The organism is Arenibacter flavimaris (assembly GCF_030291335.1).
Classification (GTDB): Bacteria; Bacteroidota; Bacteroidia; order Flavobacteriales; family Flavobacteriaceae; genus Arenibacter.
The window spans coordinates 72,260-91,015 of the sequence record NZ_JASWIM010000015.1; the positions used below are offsets into that span (position 1 = coordinate 72,260).

17 protein-coding genes are annotated in these 18,756 nt (G+C 39.6%); 12 read left to right on the forward strand and 5 right to left on the reverse strand.

The genetic code is table 11. The annotated features are described in order from the left end of the window. Positions 1-152: 152 nt before the first annotated feature. Both QSE00_RS12830 and QSE00_RS12835 read left to right on the forward strand, forming a co-directional pair. A complete protein-coding gene (locus tag QSE00_RS12830; RefSeq protein WP_286106265.1) occupies positions 153-1,970 on the forward strand; it encodes an SLC13 family permease in 1,818 nt (605 codons plus the stop codon). A 165-nt stretch (positions 1,971-2,135) separates the two neighbouring features. Continuing rightward, a complete protein-coding gene (locus tag QSE00_RS12835; protein ID WP_286106266.1) occupies positions 2,136-3,713 on the forward strand; it encodes an FG-GAP repeat domain-containing protein in 1,578 nt (525 codons plus the stop codon). Positions 3,714-3,806: 93 nt separating this feature from the next. On the opposite strand, the gene QSE00_RS12840 is transcribed toward QSE00_RS12835, so the two are convergent. Both QSE00_RS12840 and pepT read right to left on the reverse strand, forming a co-directional pair. Continuing rightward, positions 3,807-4,403: a DUF1801 domain-containing protein gene (locus QSE00_RS12840; protein WP_286106267.1), complete on the reverse strand. Its 597-nt coding sequence runs from the start codon at positions 4,401-4,403 to the stop codon at positions 3,807-3,809. A 46-nt stretch (positions 4,404-4,449) separates the two neighbouring features. Then, a complete protein-coding gene (pepT, locus tag QSE00_RS12845) occupies positions 4,450-5,676 on the reverse strand; it encodes a peptidase T (RefSeq protein WP_286106268.1) in 1,227 nt (408 codons plus the stop codon). 440 nt (positions 5,677-6,116) lie between these two features. Between pepT and QSE00_RS12850 the strand changes: the two genes are divergently transcribed. Together QSE00_RS12850 and QSE00_RS12855 are read left to right on the forward strand one after the other, a co-directional pair. Then, positions 6,117-6,533 (forward strand): hypothetical protein, encoded by a 417-nt coding sequence (locus tag QSE00_RS12850; RefSeq protein WP_146216291.1) that lies wholly within the window; start codon positions 6,117-6,119, stop codon positions 6,531-6,533. Between the two features lie 81 nt (positions 6,534-6,614). Beyond that, entirely contained in the window at positions 6,615-7,658 is a 1,044-nt protein-coding gene (locus QSE00_RS12855) for a quinone-dependent dihydroorotate dehydrogenase (protein ID WP_286106269.1), read from the forward strand. A 121-nt stretch (positions 7,659-7,779) separates the two neighbouring features. Here QSE00_RS12855 and QSE00_RS12860 read toward each other — a convergent pair whose 3' ends face one another. Then, on the reverse strand, positions 7,780-8,202 hold the full coding sequence (locus tag QSE00_RS12860) for a Dabb family protein (protein ID WP_459076841.1): 423 nt from the start codon (positions 8,200-8,202) through the stop codon (positions 7,780-7,782). 290 nt (positions 8,203-8,492) lie between these two features. Here QSE00_RS12860 and QSE00_RS12865 point away from each other — a divergent pair, with 290 nt between their 5' ends. The 7 genes from QSE00_RS12865 (at position 8,493) to guaB (ending at position 15,729) form a co-directional block, all read left to right on the forward strand. Then, positions 8,493-9,119 carry a LysE family translocator gene (locus tag QSE00_RS12865; RefSeq protein ID WP_286106270.1) on the forward strand — a complete coding sequence of 209 codons (627 nt, stop codon included), beginning with the start codon at positions 8,493-8,495 and terminating at the stop codon, positions 9,117-9,119. 30 nt (positions 9,120-9,149) lie between these two features. After that, positions 9,150-10,013, forward strand: a complete 864-nt coding sequence (locus QSE00_RS12870) for a hydroxymethylglutaryl-CoA lyase (RefSeq protein WP_286106271.1) — start codon at positions 9,150-9,152, stop codon at positions 10,011-10,013. A 132-nt stretch (positions 10,014-10,145) separates the two neighbouring features. Continuing rightward, complete coding sequence (locus QSE00_RS12875; RefSeq protein WP_286106272.1) at positions 10,146-11,726, forward strand: cupin domain-containing protein; 1,581 nt, start codon at positions 10,146-10,148, stop codon at positions 11,724-11,726. A 167-nt stretch (positions 11,727-11,893) separates the two neighbouring features. Further along, positions 11,894-13,072, forward strand: coding sequence for a porin (locus QSE00_RS12880; RefSeq protein ID WP_286106273.1), 1,179 nt, complete (start codon positions 11,894-11,896; stop codon positions 13,070-13,072). A 55-nt stretch (positions 13,073-13,127) separates the two neighbouring features. Beyond that, on the forward strand, positions 13,128-13,691 hold the full coding sequence (locus tag QSE00_RS12885) for an FMN-binding protein (protein ID WP_258364808.1): 564 nt from the start codon (positions 13,128-13,130) through the stop codon (positions 13,689-13,691). Further along, positions 13,691-14,191, forward strand: coding sequence for a hypothetical protein (locus QSE00_RS12890; RefSeq protein WP_110355924.1), 501 nt, complete (start codon positions 13,691-13,693; stop codon positions 14,189-14,191). Before QSE00_RS12885 ends, QSE00_RS12890 begins: the two co-directional genes overlap by 1 nt. Before the next feature lie 65 nt (positions 14,192-14,256). After that, positions 14,257-15,729, forward strand: coding sequence for an IMP dehydrogenase (gene guaB, locus QSE00_RS12895; protein WP_110355923.1), 1,473 nt, complete (start codon positions 14,257-14,259; stop codon positions 15,727-15,729). A gap of 76 nt (positions 15,730-15,805) precedes the next feature. Here the strand turns inward: guaB and QSE00_RS12900 are convergent, their stop codons facing one another. Both QSE00_RS12900 and lysA read right to left on the reverse strand, forming a co-directional pair. Beyond that, positions 15,806-16,339 carry a thioredoxin family protein gene (locus QSE00_RS12900; protein WP_110356069.1) on the reverse strand — a complete coding sequence of 178 codons (534 nt, stop codon included), beginning with the start codon at positions 16,337-16,339 and terminating at the stop codon, positions 15,806-15,808. Between the two features lie 60 nt (positions 16,340-16,399). Beyond that, a complete protein-coding gene (gene lysA, locus QSE00_RS12905) occupies positions 16,400-17,641 on the reverse strand; it encodes a diaminopimelate decarboxylase (RefSeq protein WP_110355922.1) in 1,242 nt (413 codons plus the stop codon). A 157-nt stretch (positions 17,642-17,798) separates the two neighbouring features. Between lysA and QSE00_RS12910 the strand changes: the two genes are divergently transcribed. Then, positions 17,799-18,437, forward strand: coding sequence for an LON peptidase substrate-binding domain-containing protein (locus tag QSE00_RS12910; protein ID WP_286106274.1), 639 nt, complete (start codon positions 17,799-17,801; stop codon positions 18,435-18,437). Positions 18,438-18,756: the final 319 nt, after the last annotated feature.

An 18,756-nucleotide genomic window follows, 5' to 3' on the forward strand; every position in this document is an offset into this window, starting at 1 on the left:
TGGCCCCGATATAAATCACCTTGAGGTAGGTGTTTTGCAACTGCAAATAGTTCTTAATCAAAGCATGTATTGGTTGTTATATACTATCTGTGGTAAGGAGGGGTGTTTTTTGTTTTTGGATTTTAAGGGGTTCGTAATTTAATAGTGATGGGATGACATTGGAAATGGGATTGGTGTTTTTGGTTTTATTTATAACCATAATCTTATTTGCACTGGAAATTTTTCCAGTAGATAAAATTGCGTTTTTTATAATTGTTTCTTTAACCTTATTGGGGCTTGTGAAACCGGAAGAGGCCATAAGCGGATTTTCCAATATTGCTACTGTTGCGGTTTTGGCCTTGATGATCCTGGCCATAGCCATGGAGGAAAATGGGGTCATAACCTGGCTCACTTCCGGTTTGGGTAAAATTAAAGGTTACCCATTGTTTGTAATAGCGCCTATTTTTATGATTGTAACTGCAGGTATATCGGCATTTATAAGTACTACGGCAGTTGTCATTGTTTTTATTAAAATTATCAACCAACTCTCCGATCGCTTCAATATTTCCAAATCCAAATTATTGTTGCCCATTTCTTTTGCAGGAATCTTGGGGGGCTCTTGTACTTTAATGGGTACCTCCACCAACCTTATCGTAAATTCTGTTGCACAGAATCTGGGAGCACCGGCACTGCGATTTTTCGAATTTACGACCTTGGGACTGTTTTTTTTGGCGGTGGCCATTGTGTACCTAAGCTTAATGTTGAGGTGGTTGCCTTGGGGCGGGAAAAGGGAATTGGGAAACGATTATGGTGTTTCGGACTATATTACCAATGTCAGGATAAAATCCGGCTCCAAGTTGATAAACAAAAGGTTGGAGGAAACATTTTTGTATAACAATCCGGAAATATCAATATTGAAATTGATAAGGGACAATAGGATTCACAATTCACCTGGAAAATATATTACCCTAAAGGAAAATGATCAATTACTATTAATGTGCAATATTTTAAGTCTAACCAAATTGAAGGACTCCCAAAATTTACAACTTAACGAGCAAAATTATTGGATGGGAGCGGATCAACACTCTACTGCGGAAGACCAGGTTCCCAAATTGGAGGAACGGGTGTTTGTAGAGCTTTTAATGCTTCCCGGAGCGGCACTCTTAGGCAAGACATTGGAAAATTTAAGGGGCTATATGCAACAGGACATTGTACCTGTGGCTATTAAAAAGCGTAGGACTTTGATCAATATAAAAGAGCGATTGGTTAGGAGCAGTTCCGATAAATTGATGCTCAAAGCCGGTGACCGTTTACTGGTGGATGTAAGTAGGCAAAATATAAAATCTTTGGAGGCCATTGAAAACATAGTGCTTTTGCAGCAGTTTGATTCCCAGAAGACCCATTCCCGATTCGGAAAGATTTTATCCCTGGTTGTTCTTGGTTTAGTGGTCGTTTTGGCTGCTACAGGGGTACTAACTATTATGGTCAGTGCACTGACAGGTGTTTCGGTATTATTGCTGACGAATAATTTAAATTTGGAAAGTGTTTACAAAAAGGTAAATTGGCAAATTTTCTTTTTGTTGGCCGGGATGATACCTTTGGGTATCGCCATGCACAATACGGGAGCGGATATGTGGATTTCGGAAAAATTATTGGGTCTGCTAGTAGGCCAATCCAAAATTATAATTATTGGGAGTCTTTTTTTTGTCACCATGGTCATGAGCGGTGTGGTTAGCAATAATGCCACTGCTATTATAATGACACCGATAGCATTGGCATTGGCAAGCGGATTGAATTTGGATGTTAAGCCATTTATCCTAGCTGTAATGTTTGCTGCCAATTTTAGTTTTTTCACTCCAGTAGGTTATCAAACCAATACCTTGATTTACGGAATTGGTAATTACAGATTCAAACATTTCTTCGTTATAGGGGGGATTTTAAGTCTTATATTATGGATGCTGGCAACCTTTCTTTTAGTAGGAATGGCATAGTTTTTTTTCTGTAGATTAATTCTCCTCTTCATAAATATACACTTTCTAAAACCAATGTAGTGCGCGATATTGACTTCATACTTGAAAATTCGGCAGTATCTTCGTAGATTAGGAAATATTGGGAGGACATTTTTTATCGAATTCCTGTTTATTATATAAAATCGCATGAAGAATATTTTTTCGCTCGCCCTCCTTATAGGCTTGCTATTTTCCTGTTCCGGAAACAAAAAGGAATTACAGGAGACGGAATTCAAGGAAATTCCCGCCACTAATCTCTCGGGAAACCAATTGGCCAAAATTCATTGTTCCAGTTGCCATCTTTTGGTGAAACCGGAATTGTTGCCAAAGTCCGTTTGGCACAACGATGTACTTCCTGCAATGGGCCATCGATTGGGAATTTATAAAGGGCATGTAAGACCAGACAGCCTCTTTGACAAGGGCAGAAGCGGGGAAGTGGTCAAAAAAGCGAATATATTTCCGGAAAGACCACTTATTGCCGAAGCGGATTGGAATAAAATAGTGGATTATTACCTTGACCGTGCACCTGACTCCCTTATACCCCCCAAAAAGACGAAAAAAATTAAAATGTGGCTTGAGCATTTTAAATACAGGGAGCCTGCTTTTTCCCATATTCCCGCCCTAACGACCATGGTGAAAATCCTTCCGGAAAATAGGGGAGTGGTATTCGCAGATAGTAAACGAAATATAAATAGCCTAACATTTCTGACCAAAGATCTTGAAAAGGATTTTGTTCTTGGACTTAAAACGGCGCCTGTGCATTATTACGAAAGTTATGATACTATTTATTTGACAACTGCAGGGAAAAACATTTTTCCCAATGACGTGTCGGATGGGGCTTTACAAAAAATATTTACCAAGGGAACAACAGATTCATACACTTCCAATGAGGTGATTCCCAATTTGCAAAGGCCGGTAAATATGGCATATGGGGATTTAAATAACGATGGATTGGAAGACGTGGTTGCCTGTGAATACGGCAATGAAACCGGAAAACTGGTTTGGTACGAAAATATGGGAGGCGATACATATACGATGAGGGAGTTAGACTATAGGTCGGGTGCCATTACTGCAGTGATAAAGGATGCCAATGGGGATGGTCTCCAAGATATTTTTGTGCTTATGGCCCAAGGGGATGAAGGGGTTGTATTTTATCAAAATCAGGGAGATGGCACGTTTTTGGCCAAAAGATTGTTGTCTTTTCTTCCTCTCAACGGTTCCCAGTATATGGAGTTGGTAGATTTTAATGGCGATGGTTTGGATGATATCTTATATGTCTGTGGGGATAATGCCGATAAAACCCCCATCTTAAAAGACTATCACGGTGTTTATATATTTCTTAACGATGGGGAATTAAATTTTAAGCAATCTTACTTCTACCATTTAAACGGGGCCTATAAAGCAATGCCCAGAGATTATGATTTGGACGGGGACTTGGATATTGCTGCCATTTCATTTTTTCCTGACTATGCCAGCACTCCAGAAGAGAGTTTCGTATATCTGGAAAATAAGGGTAATATGAAATTTGAGGCCTACTCCTTTCCGGAATCGTTCAAAGGACGATGGATCGTAATGGATGCGGAGGATATGGATGCGGATGGGGATATTGACTTGGCCCTTGGGTCTTTTGTGTATTTCTTACCATTAGGGGATACGACTGGCCTGGGCCAAAAATGGCTGTCCAACGGACCGTCAATAATAGTATTGGAAAATACCACGAAATAAATCAAATACATCAGGACAGGATTGGAATATCCAATTCCATTTATTTTTTTGATACTGACTACTGACTACTGACTACTGACTACTGACCACTTTCTACCCCTTCCTGTATTTGTCGTGCAGCCCCAGCCCTTGTAATAGGAGTGCGACACTTTTTTCCAAGCGCGCGATTTTTGTTTTTTCTTGTTTGGCCTCCTTAATGTATTCGCAGTACTCCCTTTGCTTATAGGGTGTTATGCTTTCAAAATTTGTTTTTAAGGCATTGTTGCTTTCCATAGCTTTTTTTAACAAGGAGGGTATGGCAATGGGTATATTTTTTTTGGGAACTAGTACCAATCCTTTTTTTTGGTTGGCAATAGCTTCATGATAATAGGTTAAAACGGCCGCTTTGTCTATATCGGTTATAGAGGTGAACCTCCAATGTCTCATGGCCTTTGTTTTACCCTCTTGGGCATTTTCCAGTACTTTTTTTGGGTCTTTTAAGTAGGCGCCATTATAGAACCATATTCCAAAATGATGTTTAAAGGCCAAAATACCAAGAACATTCTTTTTATCTATGGTGTATACCGGAACACCCCATTTGTAAGTTTCCAAAAGTTCGGTTTTAAGGGCCAATTTCCGCAAAAGCCCTATGGCTTCCTTAAAGGGTTGTTCTTTTGCATAATAGGCTTCTATCTTTTCCTGATTGTTCATGATGCCTTACAGAGATATTAAAAGCAAGGTTTTAGAGCAGTATAGCTTACTCCTTTGCGGCTGTAATTTCGCAAATTTTTACGATAACATCAACCGCTTTCTGCATGCTTTCCACTGGGACATACTCATATTTACCGTGGAAATTATGTCCGCCTGCAAATATATTGGGGCATGGAAGTCCCATGTAGCTCAGTTGCGAACCGTCGGTGCCACCTCGTATGGGTTTGATTATAGGCTTAATATGTAAGCTTTCCATAGCCTCTTTGGCGATATCGACGATATGCATTACAGGTTCAATTTTTTCGCGCATATTAAAATATTGGTCCTTGATATCCAACGTTACGAATTCCCCGTATTCCGCATTTAATTTTTCCGTGATATGATGTAATAGTTCTTTACGCTGTTTAAATTTTTTAAGGTCGTGATCCCTTATGATCAGTTCAATTTCGGCAAGCTCAATTTCCCCTTTAATGTGGTGCACGTGAAAGAAACCTTCCCTTCCCGTAGTTTTTTGAGGAACTTCATGTCCTGGTAATTGGGAAATAAAATCGTTTGCGATCAAAATGGCATTGACCATTTTACCTTTGGCATACCCAGGATGTACACTTTTTCCCTTAATCGTTATTTTGGCACCTGCCGCATTAAAGTTTTCATACTCCAATTCCCCAATTTGGCTGCCATCCATTGTATAGGCCCAATCGGCTCCAAAGGTTGCAACATCAAAATGGTGTGCGCCGCGGCCAATTTCTTCGTCCGGGGTAAAACCTACTCTAATGGTACCATGTTTAATTTCCGGATGTTGTATTAAATATTCCATGGCCGTAATGATCTCTGTAATTCCGGCCTTATCATCGGCACCTAACAATGTGGTGCCATCTGTGGTGATAAGGGTATTGCCCTTGTACAGCAACAGGTCATCGAAATAACTCGGAGAGAGAATAATATTTTCCGCCTTGTTCAGAACAATATCGCCTCCATTATAATCCTTGATTATTTGTGGTTTTACGTCAGTGGCCGTGAAATCTGGAGAAGTATCAAAATGGGAAATAAACCCAATTGTAGGTACCTCTTTTTCCATATTACCGGGTAATGTGGCCATAATGTAAGCCTTGTCATCAATAACAACATCCTCCATTCCTATTTGCTTGAGTTCCTCCACTAATTTATGGGCCAGTGTCCATTGCTTTTCGGTACTAGGAGTGGTATTGGAGTTAGGGTCGCTTTGGGTGTCTATGGTTATATAACTAATGAACCGGTCTATAATGTGTTGCATAAAACTAAATTTTAATCAAAAATACAGCTTATTATTTTTTATTTAGTCCTGCTGTGATAACTGTCTTGGATTATATGGTGGGCCCTATTGCTCGGTGCCATCTGATTTGGCATGCCAGTGTAATGTTCCACTTATGTATTTTATTGGTGAAACTCAATTTTGAGAAGTCGGTAAGACGCACTAAAAATTGCAAGTTGAACTAATCCCGCCTTATTTCGGCGGGATCTAGGTTCAATACCTCTACCCTTGGGTCGATCCCTATTATTGGGTTCAGGGCCTGCCTTTGTCGGCAGACAGGCCTGCCTATGTCGGCAGACAGGCCTGCCCTGAGGTTTAATACCCTTTATTCTTCAATTTGTTTATATTTAAAGATGCCTTATGGCGCGGCAAGTCATTATATTTATACCTTATATTTGTATTTTAAACCAGCACAAAAATCTATGTTCAAAAAAGTTTTTTCAACCTTGGTTCTTATTGTCGGATTTTGTATGTCTACACAGGCGCAACAGGAATGTAGTTTGGCCATTGGAGCTACGGAATCGGATACCATAATACAGATATTTCAACTTAAAGATGATCAGATAACCAACTTGGAGGAGTTTAAGGCGGCACTGGAAATTGAAACCCGATTATTGGACGAAGAACGGAAAAACCTTTTTGAAACCCACCCGCAAAGTACGCCTGAGGATTTAACGGCCTTGGGAGCGAAGTATAAGGTTCTGGAGGAGAGAATGAAGCAAATTTTTAAAAAATACGATCTTAAACTGCTAGCACTTTTCAATGAAAAACAATACCAAAGATACGTTGCGCTTTGTCAGGAAGTATCCCGGAAGCCACTTGAGGTAGTAATGGAATAACTTATGCTAAATGTTAATAAAAAGCCTGTGTTTAAGATGGTTTAGCTCGGGTAGTTTGTATTTTTGCGGAAAATAATTTAAATGTATAAGCAGCTTATCCGCCCAATCCTTTTTCTAATTGATCCAGAAAGGGTTCACCATTTTATTTTTAAGACCATTCGCTTTTTTTCCAGTTTAGGATTTGCCGGGATATTTAGGGCCATATATTTGGTCAATGATCCTCGTTTGGAACGTGAATTGTTTGGGTTGAAATTTAAAAATCCAGTAGGTTTGGCAGCAGGTTTCGACAAGGATGCCAAGTTGTACAATGAACTTTCCGACTTTGGATTTGGCTTTATTGAAATAGGTACTTTGACTCCCAAGCCTCAGGAGGGAAATCCCAAAAAACGCTTGTTTCGCTTAAAGAAGGACCAGGCCATCATAAATAGAATGGGGTTTAATAACCAGGGTGTTTTCGATGCTGTTGAAAATCTTAAAAAGAGGCATCGTGTATTGATCGGTGGCAATATAGGAAAGAACAAGGTGACGCCCAATGAACTTGCAGCAAAGGATTATTTAATATGTTTTGATGCCCTGTTCGACCATGTGGATTATTTTGTTGTAAATGTTAGCTCACCAAATACTCCCGGCCTTAGGGAACTTCAGGATAGGGAACCTTTGACGGCTTTGTTAAAGGAATTGAAAAAGGAAAATACCAAATTGGCAAAAGCTAAGGACAGTAAGCTGAAACCAATACTTTTAAAAATAGCGCCCGATCTAACAAATGACCAATTACTGGATATTATAGGCATTGTCCAGGATACGGACATAGATGGTGTCATTGCTACCAATACAACTATTGCCCGCAATAATTTGAAATCCGATATTTTGTTAAAAGAAGAAACCGGAGGTTTAAGTGGGCGACCACTTGGCAACAGAAGTACAGAAGTTATACGGTTTTTGTCCCAAAAAAGCAATAAAGCATTTCCTATTATTGGGGTCGGAGGAATTCATTCAGCGGAAGATGCTCTTGAGAAATTGGACGCTGGTGCTGATTTGGTCCAATTATATACAGGTTTTATCTATGAAGGCCCGGCGCTTATAAAGAGAATCAATAAGGCCATTATTAAAAGGTCCATCAACTGAAAGGGATAGTTCTTGTTCCTTATATTTTTTTAAAATAAAAACAGGCTTATCCCGTAATGGGCAAGCCTGTTTTTATTTCCTATTTTTCTTTGGAAGCCTCAATAAATGACGCCTATTTTTTTTATTTGGTCCAATAATCCACCACGGTAACATCTTCCAAATGTGGAGTCAATATAGCGCCAAAAGCCTTATGGTCTGGGTGGGGTAGATATATGGCACGATCTTCTTCGCTGTTGAAAGTCAGGAAAAAACAATGGGTAAACCCTTTGTCCAAACCTTCAGGGCTATTGTTAAGGCCCCATTCATAACCTACTATCTGCGGTATTTTAGCAGGTAGGGCACTAAAAGCGGCCTCTACTTTTGCAATGTCCTCTTTGGAGGTGTTGGCCTTAAATTTAAAAAGTACTACATGGCGTAATACGCTGTCCTGTTTTTTGGAATTTTCCATACTTGTATCCTCTTTCAAATTATAGGTATTAGGGCTGTTAAAACTCATTAATAATATTGCAGCCAATAAGCTTGCGGTATAAAAAACTGGTTTCATAATTTAATTTTTGTGGAAGATATAAAAAAGATACATAAGGTAGTTCGTTGGTGGGATATTTATCCACCGTTTAGGTTACGGAAGTAGGTCCAAAGCCATTGGCTTAAAGAAATACAATAATGGAACAGATGCTGTTTCTATGGTACGGTTTCTGGTTGATTCCGCTGGTCCTTGAGTCGGTGTCTTTAAGAAGACCAAGTCTTTTCCTGCGATTTATGCCATATATTTATATGAAAAACTACTAATTATTGATAATTTCAGACCTTTGTCCATTCATAAATAACAGCAAATTGAATTACGATATTTTATTAACGTTCGTATTGGCTACGGCAGCGTTGGCTATATCCCCGGGGCCGGACAATATTTTTGTGCTGATCCAGAGTATGACCAATGGCAAGAAATATGGAATAGCCACGGTCGCGGGACTAATGACGGGCTGTTTGGTACATGCCACCTTACTGGCCTTTGGGGTTTCCGCTATAATTAAGCAAAATCCAAATTTATTTTTTGTCATAAAGTTGTTCGGAGCTATTTACCTGGTCTTTTTGGCGTATAAGGTATTTAGGAGTAGTGATCATCTGGAAATATCCGATAGGGGCGTGAAAAGGAAATCATTGGGGACCCTTTATAAACAAGGATTTATAATGAACGTTCTTAATCCCAAGGTTACAATATTTTTTCTGGCTTTTTTTCCTGGGTTTTTGTTCAGTAATTATTTAAATATTGTTGTGCAGTTCTACGTGCTCGCCGGGATATTCATATTGGTGTCATTTACTATTTTTAGTGTTATAGCCATCCTTTCGGGAACTATTTCGAATTATTTATCTGAGCACAGGCAATTGGGGAAAATCTTAAAATGGCTTCAGATTGTGGTTTTTTTGGGTATTGCTGTTTATCTGTTGATATCTGATAAATAATATTAATTTTGATAAAGCTTAAGCAGGGGAATGTCCAATACCATTAAAATAATAGAATGTCCAAGAGATGCCATGCAGGGTATCAAAACTTTTATTCCAACAGAAAAAAAGGTAACGTACATTCAATCCCTTTTGAATTGTGGTTTTGATACTATCGATTTTGGGAGTTTTGTTTCGCCGAGGGCGATTCCACAAATGGTGGATACGGCCGAAGTACTATCCCGATTGGACCTGTCCATGACCAGCAGTAAACTATTGGCTATAGTTGCCAATGTGAGGGGAGCAATGGATGCCGCTGAACATAGTTCCATTGACTATTTGGGTTATCCTTTTTCCATATCGGAGAATTTTCAAATGCGAAATACACACAAGACCATTGCTCAATCGGTAGCTACCTTGGAAGAGATATTAAGGATAGCAGATGACTCAGGCAAGGAAGTGGTTACCTATATTTCCATGGGGTTCGGTAACCCTTATGGGGATCCGTGGAGTGTTGGGGTAGTAGGAGAATGGACTACCAAATTGGCAGGAATGGGAGTGAAGATTTTATCACTTTCGGATACGGTGGGATCTTCGACCCCAGAAGTAATCGACTATTTATTTTCCAACCTGATTCCAAAATTCCCTGAAGTTGAATTTGGAGCGCATCTGCATACTACACCGGCAAAATGGCATGAAAAAGTCGATGCTGCATATCAGGCAGGCTGTCGCAGATTTGATGGAGCCGTACAAGGTTTTGGGGGATGCCCTATGGCAAAGGATGAGCTAACAGGAAATATGCCCACAGAAAAAATGTTATCCTATTTTACAGCTGTCAAGGCCGACACCAGTGTTAATTGGATGGCTTTTGAAGCGGCATATAATAAGGCATCGGACTTATTCTCCCAGTATTGAAAAGACAATCGTAAAAATATGATCCTGGTCGTATTAGGGCAGGTGGCAACCTATTGGTCAAAAGTATAATATGTATATGATGCCGATATATTGATTATATTGTTGCAGAACCAACATCCTAACTACTCCAAAATGAAAAATCAATATCTTCTAGTACACTCCTTATTGTTTTATTTACTATGTCCATTTGTATTATTGTTTTCACCCTTGGTCCATTCCCAAGAAAATTATGAAATAGGGCCTAATTCCAAATCCTATGAAGGAATACCAAAGGGTAAGGTGAGTAAATATAATTGGAAAAGCAAAATTTATCCCAATACCTCCAGGGACTTTTATCTTTATATACCTAGTCAGTACAATAATGACGTGCCAACAGCTTTAATGATATTTCAGGATGGCCATGCCTATGTGGACACCTTGGGCCAATTTAAAGTCCCCGTAGTTTTTGACAATCTTATTGCACAGGGGAAGATGCCTGTGACCATTGGGCTGTTTGTAAATCCTGGACATGCCTTGGATGCTCCTGAAGTGGAAAGCCCTTGGAGATCTTCAAATAGAAGCCTGGAATATGATACGGTTTCGGATACTTATGGAAAATTTCTGATAGAGGAGATGATACCCGAAATTGAAAAAAAATATAATATTTCCAAGAATCCTGAGTCCAGGGCCATTGCAGGAATGTCATCAGGGGGTATATGTGCCTTTTCGGCTGCCTGGTTTTATCCTGAGGCGTTTCATAAGGTAATGAGCCATATTGGAAGTTTCACGGATATAAGGGGTGGACACAATTATCCTTCCATGATCAGAACCCAGAAGGCCAAAAACATCAAAGTTTTTTTACAGGACGGTTCCCAAGATCTGAACAATCAATACGGGGATTGGTGGTTAGCAAACCTACAGATGGAATCGGCCTTGGCGTATAAAGGATACAATTTTAAGTTTGAAAGGGGTACGGGAGGTCATAACGGGCAACATGGAGGCGCAATTTTACCGGAATCCCTGGCCTGGCTATGGAGTGATGTAGTTCCCAAAAGGATAAGGGAGGGAGTTTACCAATCTACGGACAGTGCTACCGATTATTCAATGGTAAAAGGGGAGACCGTACATTTTTCCGAAATGGAATTTAAAATGGTACAACTCTTAGATAAATTGGATATCCAAAAAGTGTATCATCGGGATAGGGAGCAGATATTGATTGTTAAGGAAGGGCAAATCCAAGTAAAAGTCAAGGGCAAAAATAAAATGGTGGGCAAAAACAGTGTGATAGTTATAATGCCCGGTGATAAAGGTGCTGTAAAAAGTATAACTCCAAAAAGTACCTACTATACGATGATTTATAAATCAAAATCCGAACTGGATTTGAAAAGGGGTAAAAAGGATGGTGGATCACAGATAGTTGATTTTGCTGCTTTGGAATTTAAAGCACATGACAAGGGAGGGGTTAGGAATTACTTTCATCGTTCCACGGCCATGTGTCCTTATTATGAAATGCATGTTACAACATTAAATCCAGATATAAAGAGCCATGAGCCCCATACCCACTATGCTGCAGAGGTCGTGCTGGTAATTAGTGGGCAAACCGAAATGGAAATTGGAAACGAGGTTTATAGGGCCAATAAGGGCGACTTATATTTTCTGCCTTCAAATGTACCCCATGCCATTAAGAATGTAGGTTCCGAACCATGCGAATACTTTGCATTCCAATGGAATTAATCTCACTTTAATCCCGATAAAAAAACATACAACAATGGGTTTCGCCAATTGTTAAATTTTCTCATTTATTTAGATTTAGTATAAATTAACTTTGCCAGATTGGTCGGGGCACTTATATTTGCACCCGAAAATTATATTTATCCAATCCAAATAAGAACAAACGTATAATGAAAAGAATTTCGTTACTATTCGGTTTACTATTCGCAACTGCTGTATTTGCTCAAACCGCTAATGATTCAATCACCTTAGATCCCCAGAAACAATTGAATGCGGCCCAACGTTTACTTTCTGGTAATTATGGGTCGGCTGTTACTGTAGGGGCTTATGGGGAAATGCTTTACAATCAGCCTGAAGGTGACAATGGAGAGTTGGATGTTCAAAGGTTGGTACTGCTTTTGGGATATAGATTCAATGATAAGGCCCAATTTGTTACTGAGATAGAATTTGAGCACGTTGAGGAGGTATACATAGAACAGGCCTTTGTTAACTATAATCTTGGAAATAGTGTTAATTTAAGAGGTGGACTTATGTTGGTGCCAATGGGAATCGTTAACGAATACCATGAACCCACAACTTTTAACGGTACAGAACGTCCGGCCATGGACAATGTTATAGTCCCCACCACCTGGAGGGAGCTTGGTGTTGGTGTTTTTGGTAGGTTAAACGATCTTTCTTTGGGGTATCAAGCCTATATATTCAATGGCTTTAAATCTACCGAAGCGGATGGCGAAGGAGGCATCAGTGGAGCATTGAAAGGCTCCAGTGGATTAAGGGGCGGAAGACAAAAGGGAATCAAATCTACAGTAGATAGTCCAACCCTTTCAACCAAATTGGATTATTATGGAATCCCCGGCCTACGCTTGGGACTTTCCGGATATTTTGGAAAAACCCAGGCAACCGATGATGTTGAGGAACTTACAGGAGCAAATATTGGAATATCAATGGTTGGCTTGGATGCACGATATGCATTGGGGAATTTTACCGCTAGGGGGCAATTTATATATGCCTCCCTTTCCGATACAGAGGATTATAATGCCTTGACGGGTGGAAATTTAGGTAGCGCCTTGCAAGGTTGGTATGTGGAAGGTGCCTATAACCTATTGCCAGCTGGCAAGGAACAAAAATTGTTCGCTTTTGCCAGATATGAAAAATTTGATACCCATGCCGATACAGCTGGTGGACTAATAAGGAACGATGCTTATAACAGAACGGATGTAACAACAGGTCTTACCTATCATTTGGCCCCTGGGGTTGTGTTGAAAGGGGATTACCAATTTAGATCCGACGAAGTGGACAATAGTGATCTGCAGAATGTATTGAATTTTGGTATAGGGGTTTGGTTCTAATCCAGAAAAAGAGGTTTTCGATGCATTTCGCTAAATATCCTCAACATTATTAAAAATGATTCTAAATTGGTATATTTGGGGCATGAATTCTCGAAAACGGATAACAGTTGTTTTTACAATATTTTCAATGGTATTTTTTGGGTTTGGAATCCCGAAAAATGTCCAGAAGAAAATGGATAAGGAAGTGGAGAGGGTATTTGATACTACCAACTATACCTTCATACCCGTTACGGTTTCAAAGACAGTTAACGAACAACTTCCAACCAAAATTACCCAGGATAATTTCTTTCAAATAAAACAGGGCAAAACCTTGTTGGGTTATGCCTTTGTTGATCAGGCCCCCAGTAAAACGGCGCAGTTCGATTATCTGGTCATCTTTAATCCCAATTTGGAAATCATCCACTCAAAAGTCTTGATTTATCGAGAGGAATATGGTGGGGAAATCGGAAGTAAAAGATGGCTGGGACAGTTTACCGGAAAAACGGGAAAGGATAGGGTTAGTCATGAAACCAATATAGACGGTATTGCAGGCGCAACAATTTCGGTGCGATCCATGACTACATCACTGGATAATCTTTTGCAAACCGTTGGAATCCTGCAAGAAAAAAAGATGTTTTAATGGGGTATGATGGTCTATTACTGACATTGCCCAAGGGAATAAAATGGTTTGTTGCCACTTTTGTTCTGGTTTTGAGCATCGGTTTTTATACCGGCCTGTTATTTGTTTCCGAAACAAGTACGACCTCACCCCATGGAATTGTGGAAAATTATTTGGGAAATGAGAACGATGAACAGGCCGAGGTAATGAAGTTTAAAAAAGGGAAACGGGAAATGCTAACCATAATCCATACCCATATTCTTTCCATGTCGCTCATTTTTTTTCTACTTGGCGGTCTCGTTTGGCTTACCAAAATACCCTATAAACTTAAAATGTTCTTGACCATTGAACCATTGTTATCCGTGATTTTAACTTTTGGAGGCATTTATTTATTGTGGTCGGGGCTATTGTGGATGAAATATGTGGTTATTCTTTCCGGAATTGTAATGACCATCAGCTATAGTATTGCTGCCTTCTTGGTGGTCTATCAATTGTGTAAGAAAAGGGTAATTGTCAATTAACACAATATCTGTTTATCAGTTCCTTAAAATGTAGTATATTTGCACGCAATTAATCTTTAATTGCTATGCAAGCTCACCTAAATAAAATTGTTGGAGAAGGTCTTACGTACGATGACGTACTTTTGGTTCCAGCTTTTTCAGAAGTACTTCCCAGGGAAGTCAATATTCAAACAAAATTTACTAGAAACATTACGATCAATGTTCCCATCGTTTCGGCAGCTATGGATACCGTTACCGAATCGCGTATGGCCATTGCCATTGCCCAGGAGGGTGGAATTGGTGTATTGCATAAGAACATGACCATAGAACAGCAGGCGCTGAAGGTACGCAAGGTAAAACGAGCGGAAAGTGGTATGATCATAGACCCGGTTACCTTACCTTTAAATTCGAAGGTCAGGGATGCCAAAGCAAACATGAAGGAATTCAGCATAGGTGGAATACCTATTGTAGATGGCGAAGGTAAATTGATCGGAATTGTCACCAATAGGGATCTGCGTTTTGAAAAAAATAATGATCGACCCATTTCCGAGGTCATGACTTCCAAAAATCTTGTTACCGTAGCGGAAGGGACCTCCTTAGAGCAGGCAGAGGATATTTTACAGGTAAATAAAATTGAAAAATTACCAGTTGTAGACAAGGATTACAAGCTTGTTGGATTAATTACCTTTAGGGATATTACAAAGCTTACCCAAAAACCTATAGCCAATAAAGATCATTATGGAAGATTACGGGTAGCTGCGGCATTAGGTGTTACCGGTGATGCCGTTGATAGGGCGGAAGCTTTGGTGAACGCAGGGGTAGATGCCGTTGTGATAGATACTGCACATGGCCATACCAAGGGTGTGGTAACGGTATTAAAGGAAGTAAAAAAGAGATTTCCCGATTTGGAAGTTATTGTAGGTAACATTGCAACAGCGGAAGCCGCGAAGTATTTGGTAGAGGCGGGAGCCGATGCTGTGAAAGTCGGTATAGGTCCCGGTTCCATTTGTACCACTCGTGTGGTAGCAGGAGTTGGCTTTCCCCAATTTTCGGCGGTCTTGGAAGTAGCTGCCGCTATTAAGGGAAGTGGGGTGCCGGTGATTGCCGATGGAGGAATACGATATACTGGAGATATACCCAAGGCTATCGCCGCTGGCGCAGATACGGTAATGTTGGGTTCCTTGTTGGCAGGGACAAAAGAGTCACCAGGTGAGACGATTATCTATGAAGGGCGTAAGTTTAAATCCTATAGGGGGATGGGTTCTGTGGAAGCCATGAAACAAGGTAGTAAGGATAGATATTTCCAGGACGTGGAAGATGATATCAAAAAATTGGTGCCGGAAGGAATTGTAGGTAGGGTACCGTATAAAGGAGATCTTTATGAAAGTATCCATCAGTTTATAGGGGGTCTTCGTGCCGGGATGGGATATTGCGGGGCCAAGGATATTGAAACGTTAAAAGAGACAGGAAGATTTGTTAAGATTACAGCAAGTGGCATCAATGAGAGCCATCCACATGACGTAACTATTACCAAGGAATCACCCAACTATAGCAGGTAGGTTATACTTGGATATATGGATAAATAAAAAAAGCCGGTTTACCGGCTTTTTTTATTTATCTATATTTTTCGTCCTACTATTTGCTTTCACTATCATAGGTGTTCCAATCTTTCTCCTTGTGTATATTGTCACCAAAATATTTAGCTATTTTCAGGAAAGGTTCGGGTTTTTGATAGCCCGGAACAGGAGAGAGCATATTCATTTTTTCATCTAAAAATATGGTTGTGGGATAACTCATTTTACCTTGCATCAGTGCGGCTGCAAATTCGTGGTACCCATTTCTGCCGGAAGGAACAAACTTAAAGGTTTTGCCCTTAAAGACTATGGGTTCCTTACCTTCACCATCCAACTTTACCATGTAGTAGTTTTTGGACATATATTCCGCAACTTCTGCATTCTGAAAGGTGTCCTTGTCCATTTTTTTGCACCAACCGCACCAATCGGTATAGACGTCAATGAAAATTTTCTTTGGATTTTGATCAGTTTCCGCCAGTTTGGCCGCTTCATCCCAACTAAGCCATTTTACTTCCTGTGCCATGCTACCGATGGGTAAAATGGCTAGGCCAAATAAAACAACTATTTTGAAAAATGTATTGGAAACTGATTTCATGACCATTTTTTAAAGGATTAGTCCGTTAACATCAACAAAACTAACGAAAATTCAGCAATTTTATTTTGCTATTACCTTTTCTTTAACAGCTGTGAATAGGTCCTTTACATCGATCTGATTTTTTATAAGGTCGTCAAAAGATTCCCTTTCCCTTATAAGGATTGCCTTTCCTTTATGCCATAAAACCTCCGGGGGTCTAAATCTGGAGTTGTAATTGCTGGCCATAGTGAAACAGTAGGCGCCCGCATTTTTGAAACAAAGGATGTCACCTTCTGAAATCTCGCTGATGCGTTTATTGCTCGCAAACGTATCCGTCTCACAAATATAGCCTACAATGGAGTAATAGCGTTCACGTCCTTCCGGGTTGGAAATATTTTCAATGCTGTGATTGGCTCCATAAAACATGGGACGGATAAGATGGTTGAATCCAGAGTCGATACTGGCAAAAACAGTTGATGTGGTTTGTTTTACCACATTAACTTTTGCCAGGAAGAAACCGGCCTCACTTACCAAAAATTTACCGGGTTCAAAAGCCAAGGTCAATTCCCTGCCATACTCCTTGCAAAAAGAATTGAAACGTTTTCCTAATTTTTTGCCCAACTCCTCAATATTGGTTTCAATATCCCCCTCTTTGTAAGGAACTTTAAATCCACTTCCAAAGTCTATAAACTCGAGATCTTGGAAATTTTTGGCCGTTTCGAAAAGAATTTCGGAGGCGTAAAGGAATACATCTATATCCAATATATCGCTTCCCGTGTGCATGTGTATCCCATTCACCTTCATTTTAGTCAAGTTGACGATACGGAGCAAATGGGGTATTTGGTGAATGCTGATGCCGAATTTGGAATCTATATGACCTACGGAGATTTTGGAATTTCCTCCGGCCATTACATGTGGATTTATCCTAATGCATACAGGAATATCCGGATGCTTGCTTCCAAACTGTTCCAAAATGGATAAATTGTCAATGTTGATGCGGACTCCCAATTTGGCAGCTTCTTCAATCTCTTCCAAGGATACCCCATTTGGCGTAAAAATAATGGAGGCGGGTTTAAAACCGGCCATGAGCCCCAATTGTACCTCTTGTATGGAAACTGTATCCAAGCCACTTCCCAAACTGTTCATCAATCTTAAAATGGCTATATTTGAAAGTGCCTTTGTGGCGTAATTTAATTGTAATTTCTTTACGTCTTTAAATGCATTGGTCAATCTATGAAACTGGGAAATTATTTTTTCAGAATCGTATACATAGACTGGATCACCATAAGTTTTTGCTATCTTTAATAAGTCAGTGTTTCGCATTTTTAAAAATTTTATGCAAATCTAGACTACTTATTGTTTTTGAGCAAAAATATATAGCAATAGTTGAAAAATGTAACATATTGTTAATAATGTAACATTTTTTGAGTTGTACTTGATTAATTGTTGAGTTGTCCCTTGTAATTTGTAACAAAATTTTATGCTGCTACCTATGTTTCCTTTACCGTCCGTTTTTTTTCCGGGTGAAATTGTGGCCCTTCACATTTTTGAAGAGCGCTACAAACAATTGATAAGGGATGTTAGGGAAACGACTACGAATTTTGGGGTTCCAGTATATATTGAAGGGGAAATGGAATACGGAGCGGAACTGGAATTAAAGGAAATAATAAAAACCTATGATACAGGAGAACTCGATATTATTTGTATTGGCCGGCGCACCTTTAAAATAAATACCTTCCAAAAAATTATGGACGGCAAATTGTACGCTGCTGGTAGGGTGGAGTATATGCCCTATTTTGACGACAGTGTTGCAAGTTTAAAGAAAAACGTCCTTGATCTGATCGTTGAACTTTATGGCCTAATGGATGTGTCCATCATGGGGCTTACGGATGAAAATTTCAATATTTATCAATTGATTCATAAGATAGGACTTTCCCTGTCACAGGAATACAAACTCTTGAAAATGGCCTATTTTAGTGAGCGCCTCTTGTTTATTAAAGCACATTTAACAAATACCATTCAGGTGTTGAAACAGGTAAACCAATCCAAGGAAATGATAGGGATGAACGGACATTTTAAAAATTTCGACCCTATAGATTTTATGGATTTTAAAATTTAGCTTGATCTCGGATGGCCAGGTTTGCTCTTGGAAATTTATTATTCTGTAATATTCTTGCAGGTTCGTGGAAATATCCAATTGTTATGGCCTGTTTCAAAATTAGAAATGTATAGAAATGCGATGGAGGTACGGATATGCTGTAATTTTGGCTTAGTTTCTGACGTGATGCCTTGACTCTTGGCCTTTTTCCATAATTGATTGGCAGGGTTTGTTTTGGAGTTTGCGTCTTTGCAATTTGGAAACACCTGGCCTGATTATTTGTCCATTTCAATCTAACTGACTGTCCAAGTTGCTTGTCTGTGGCGGTATGCATTTTTCT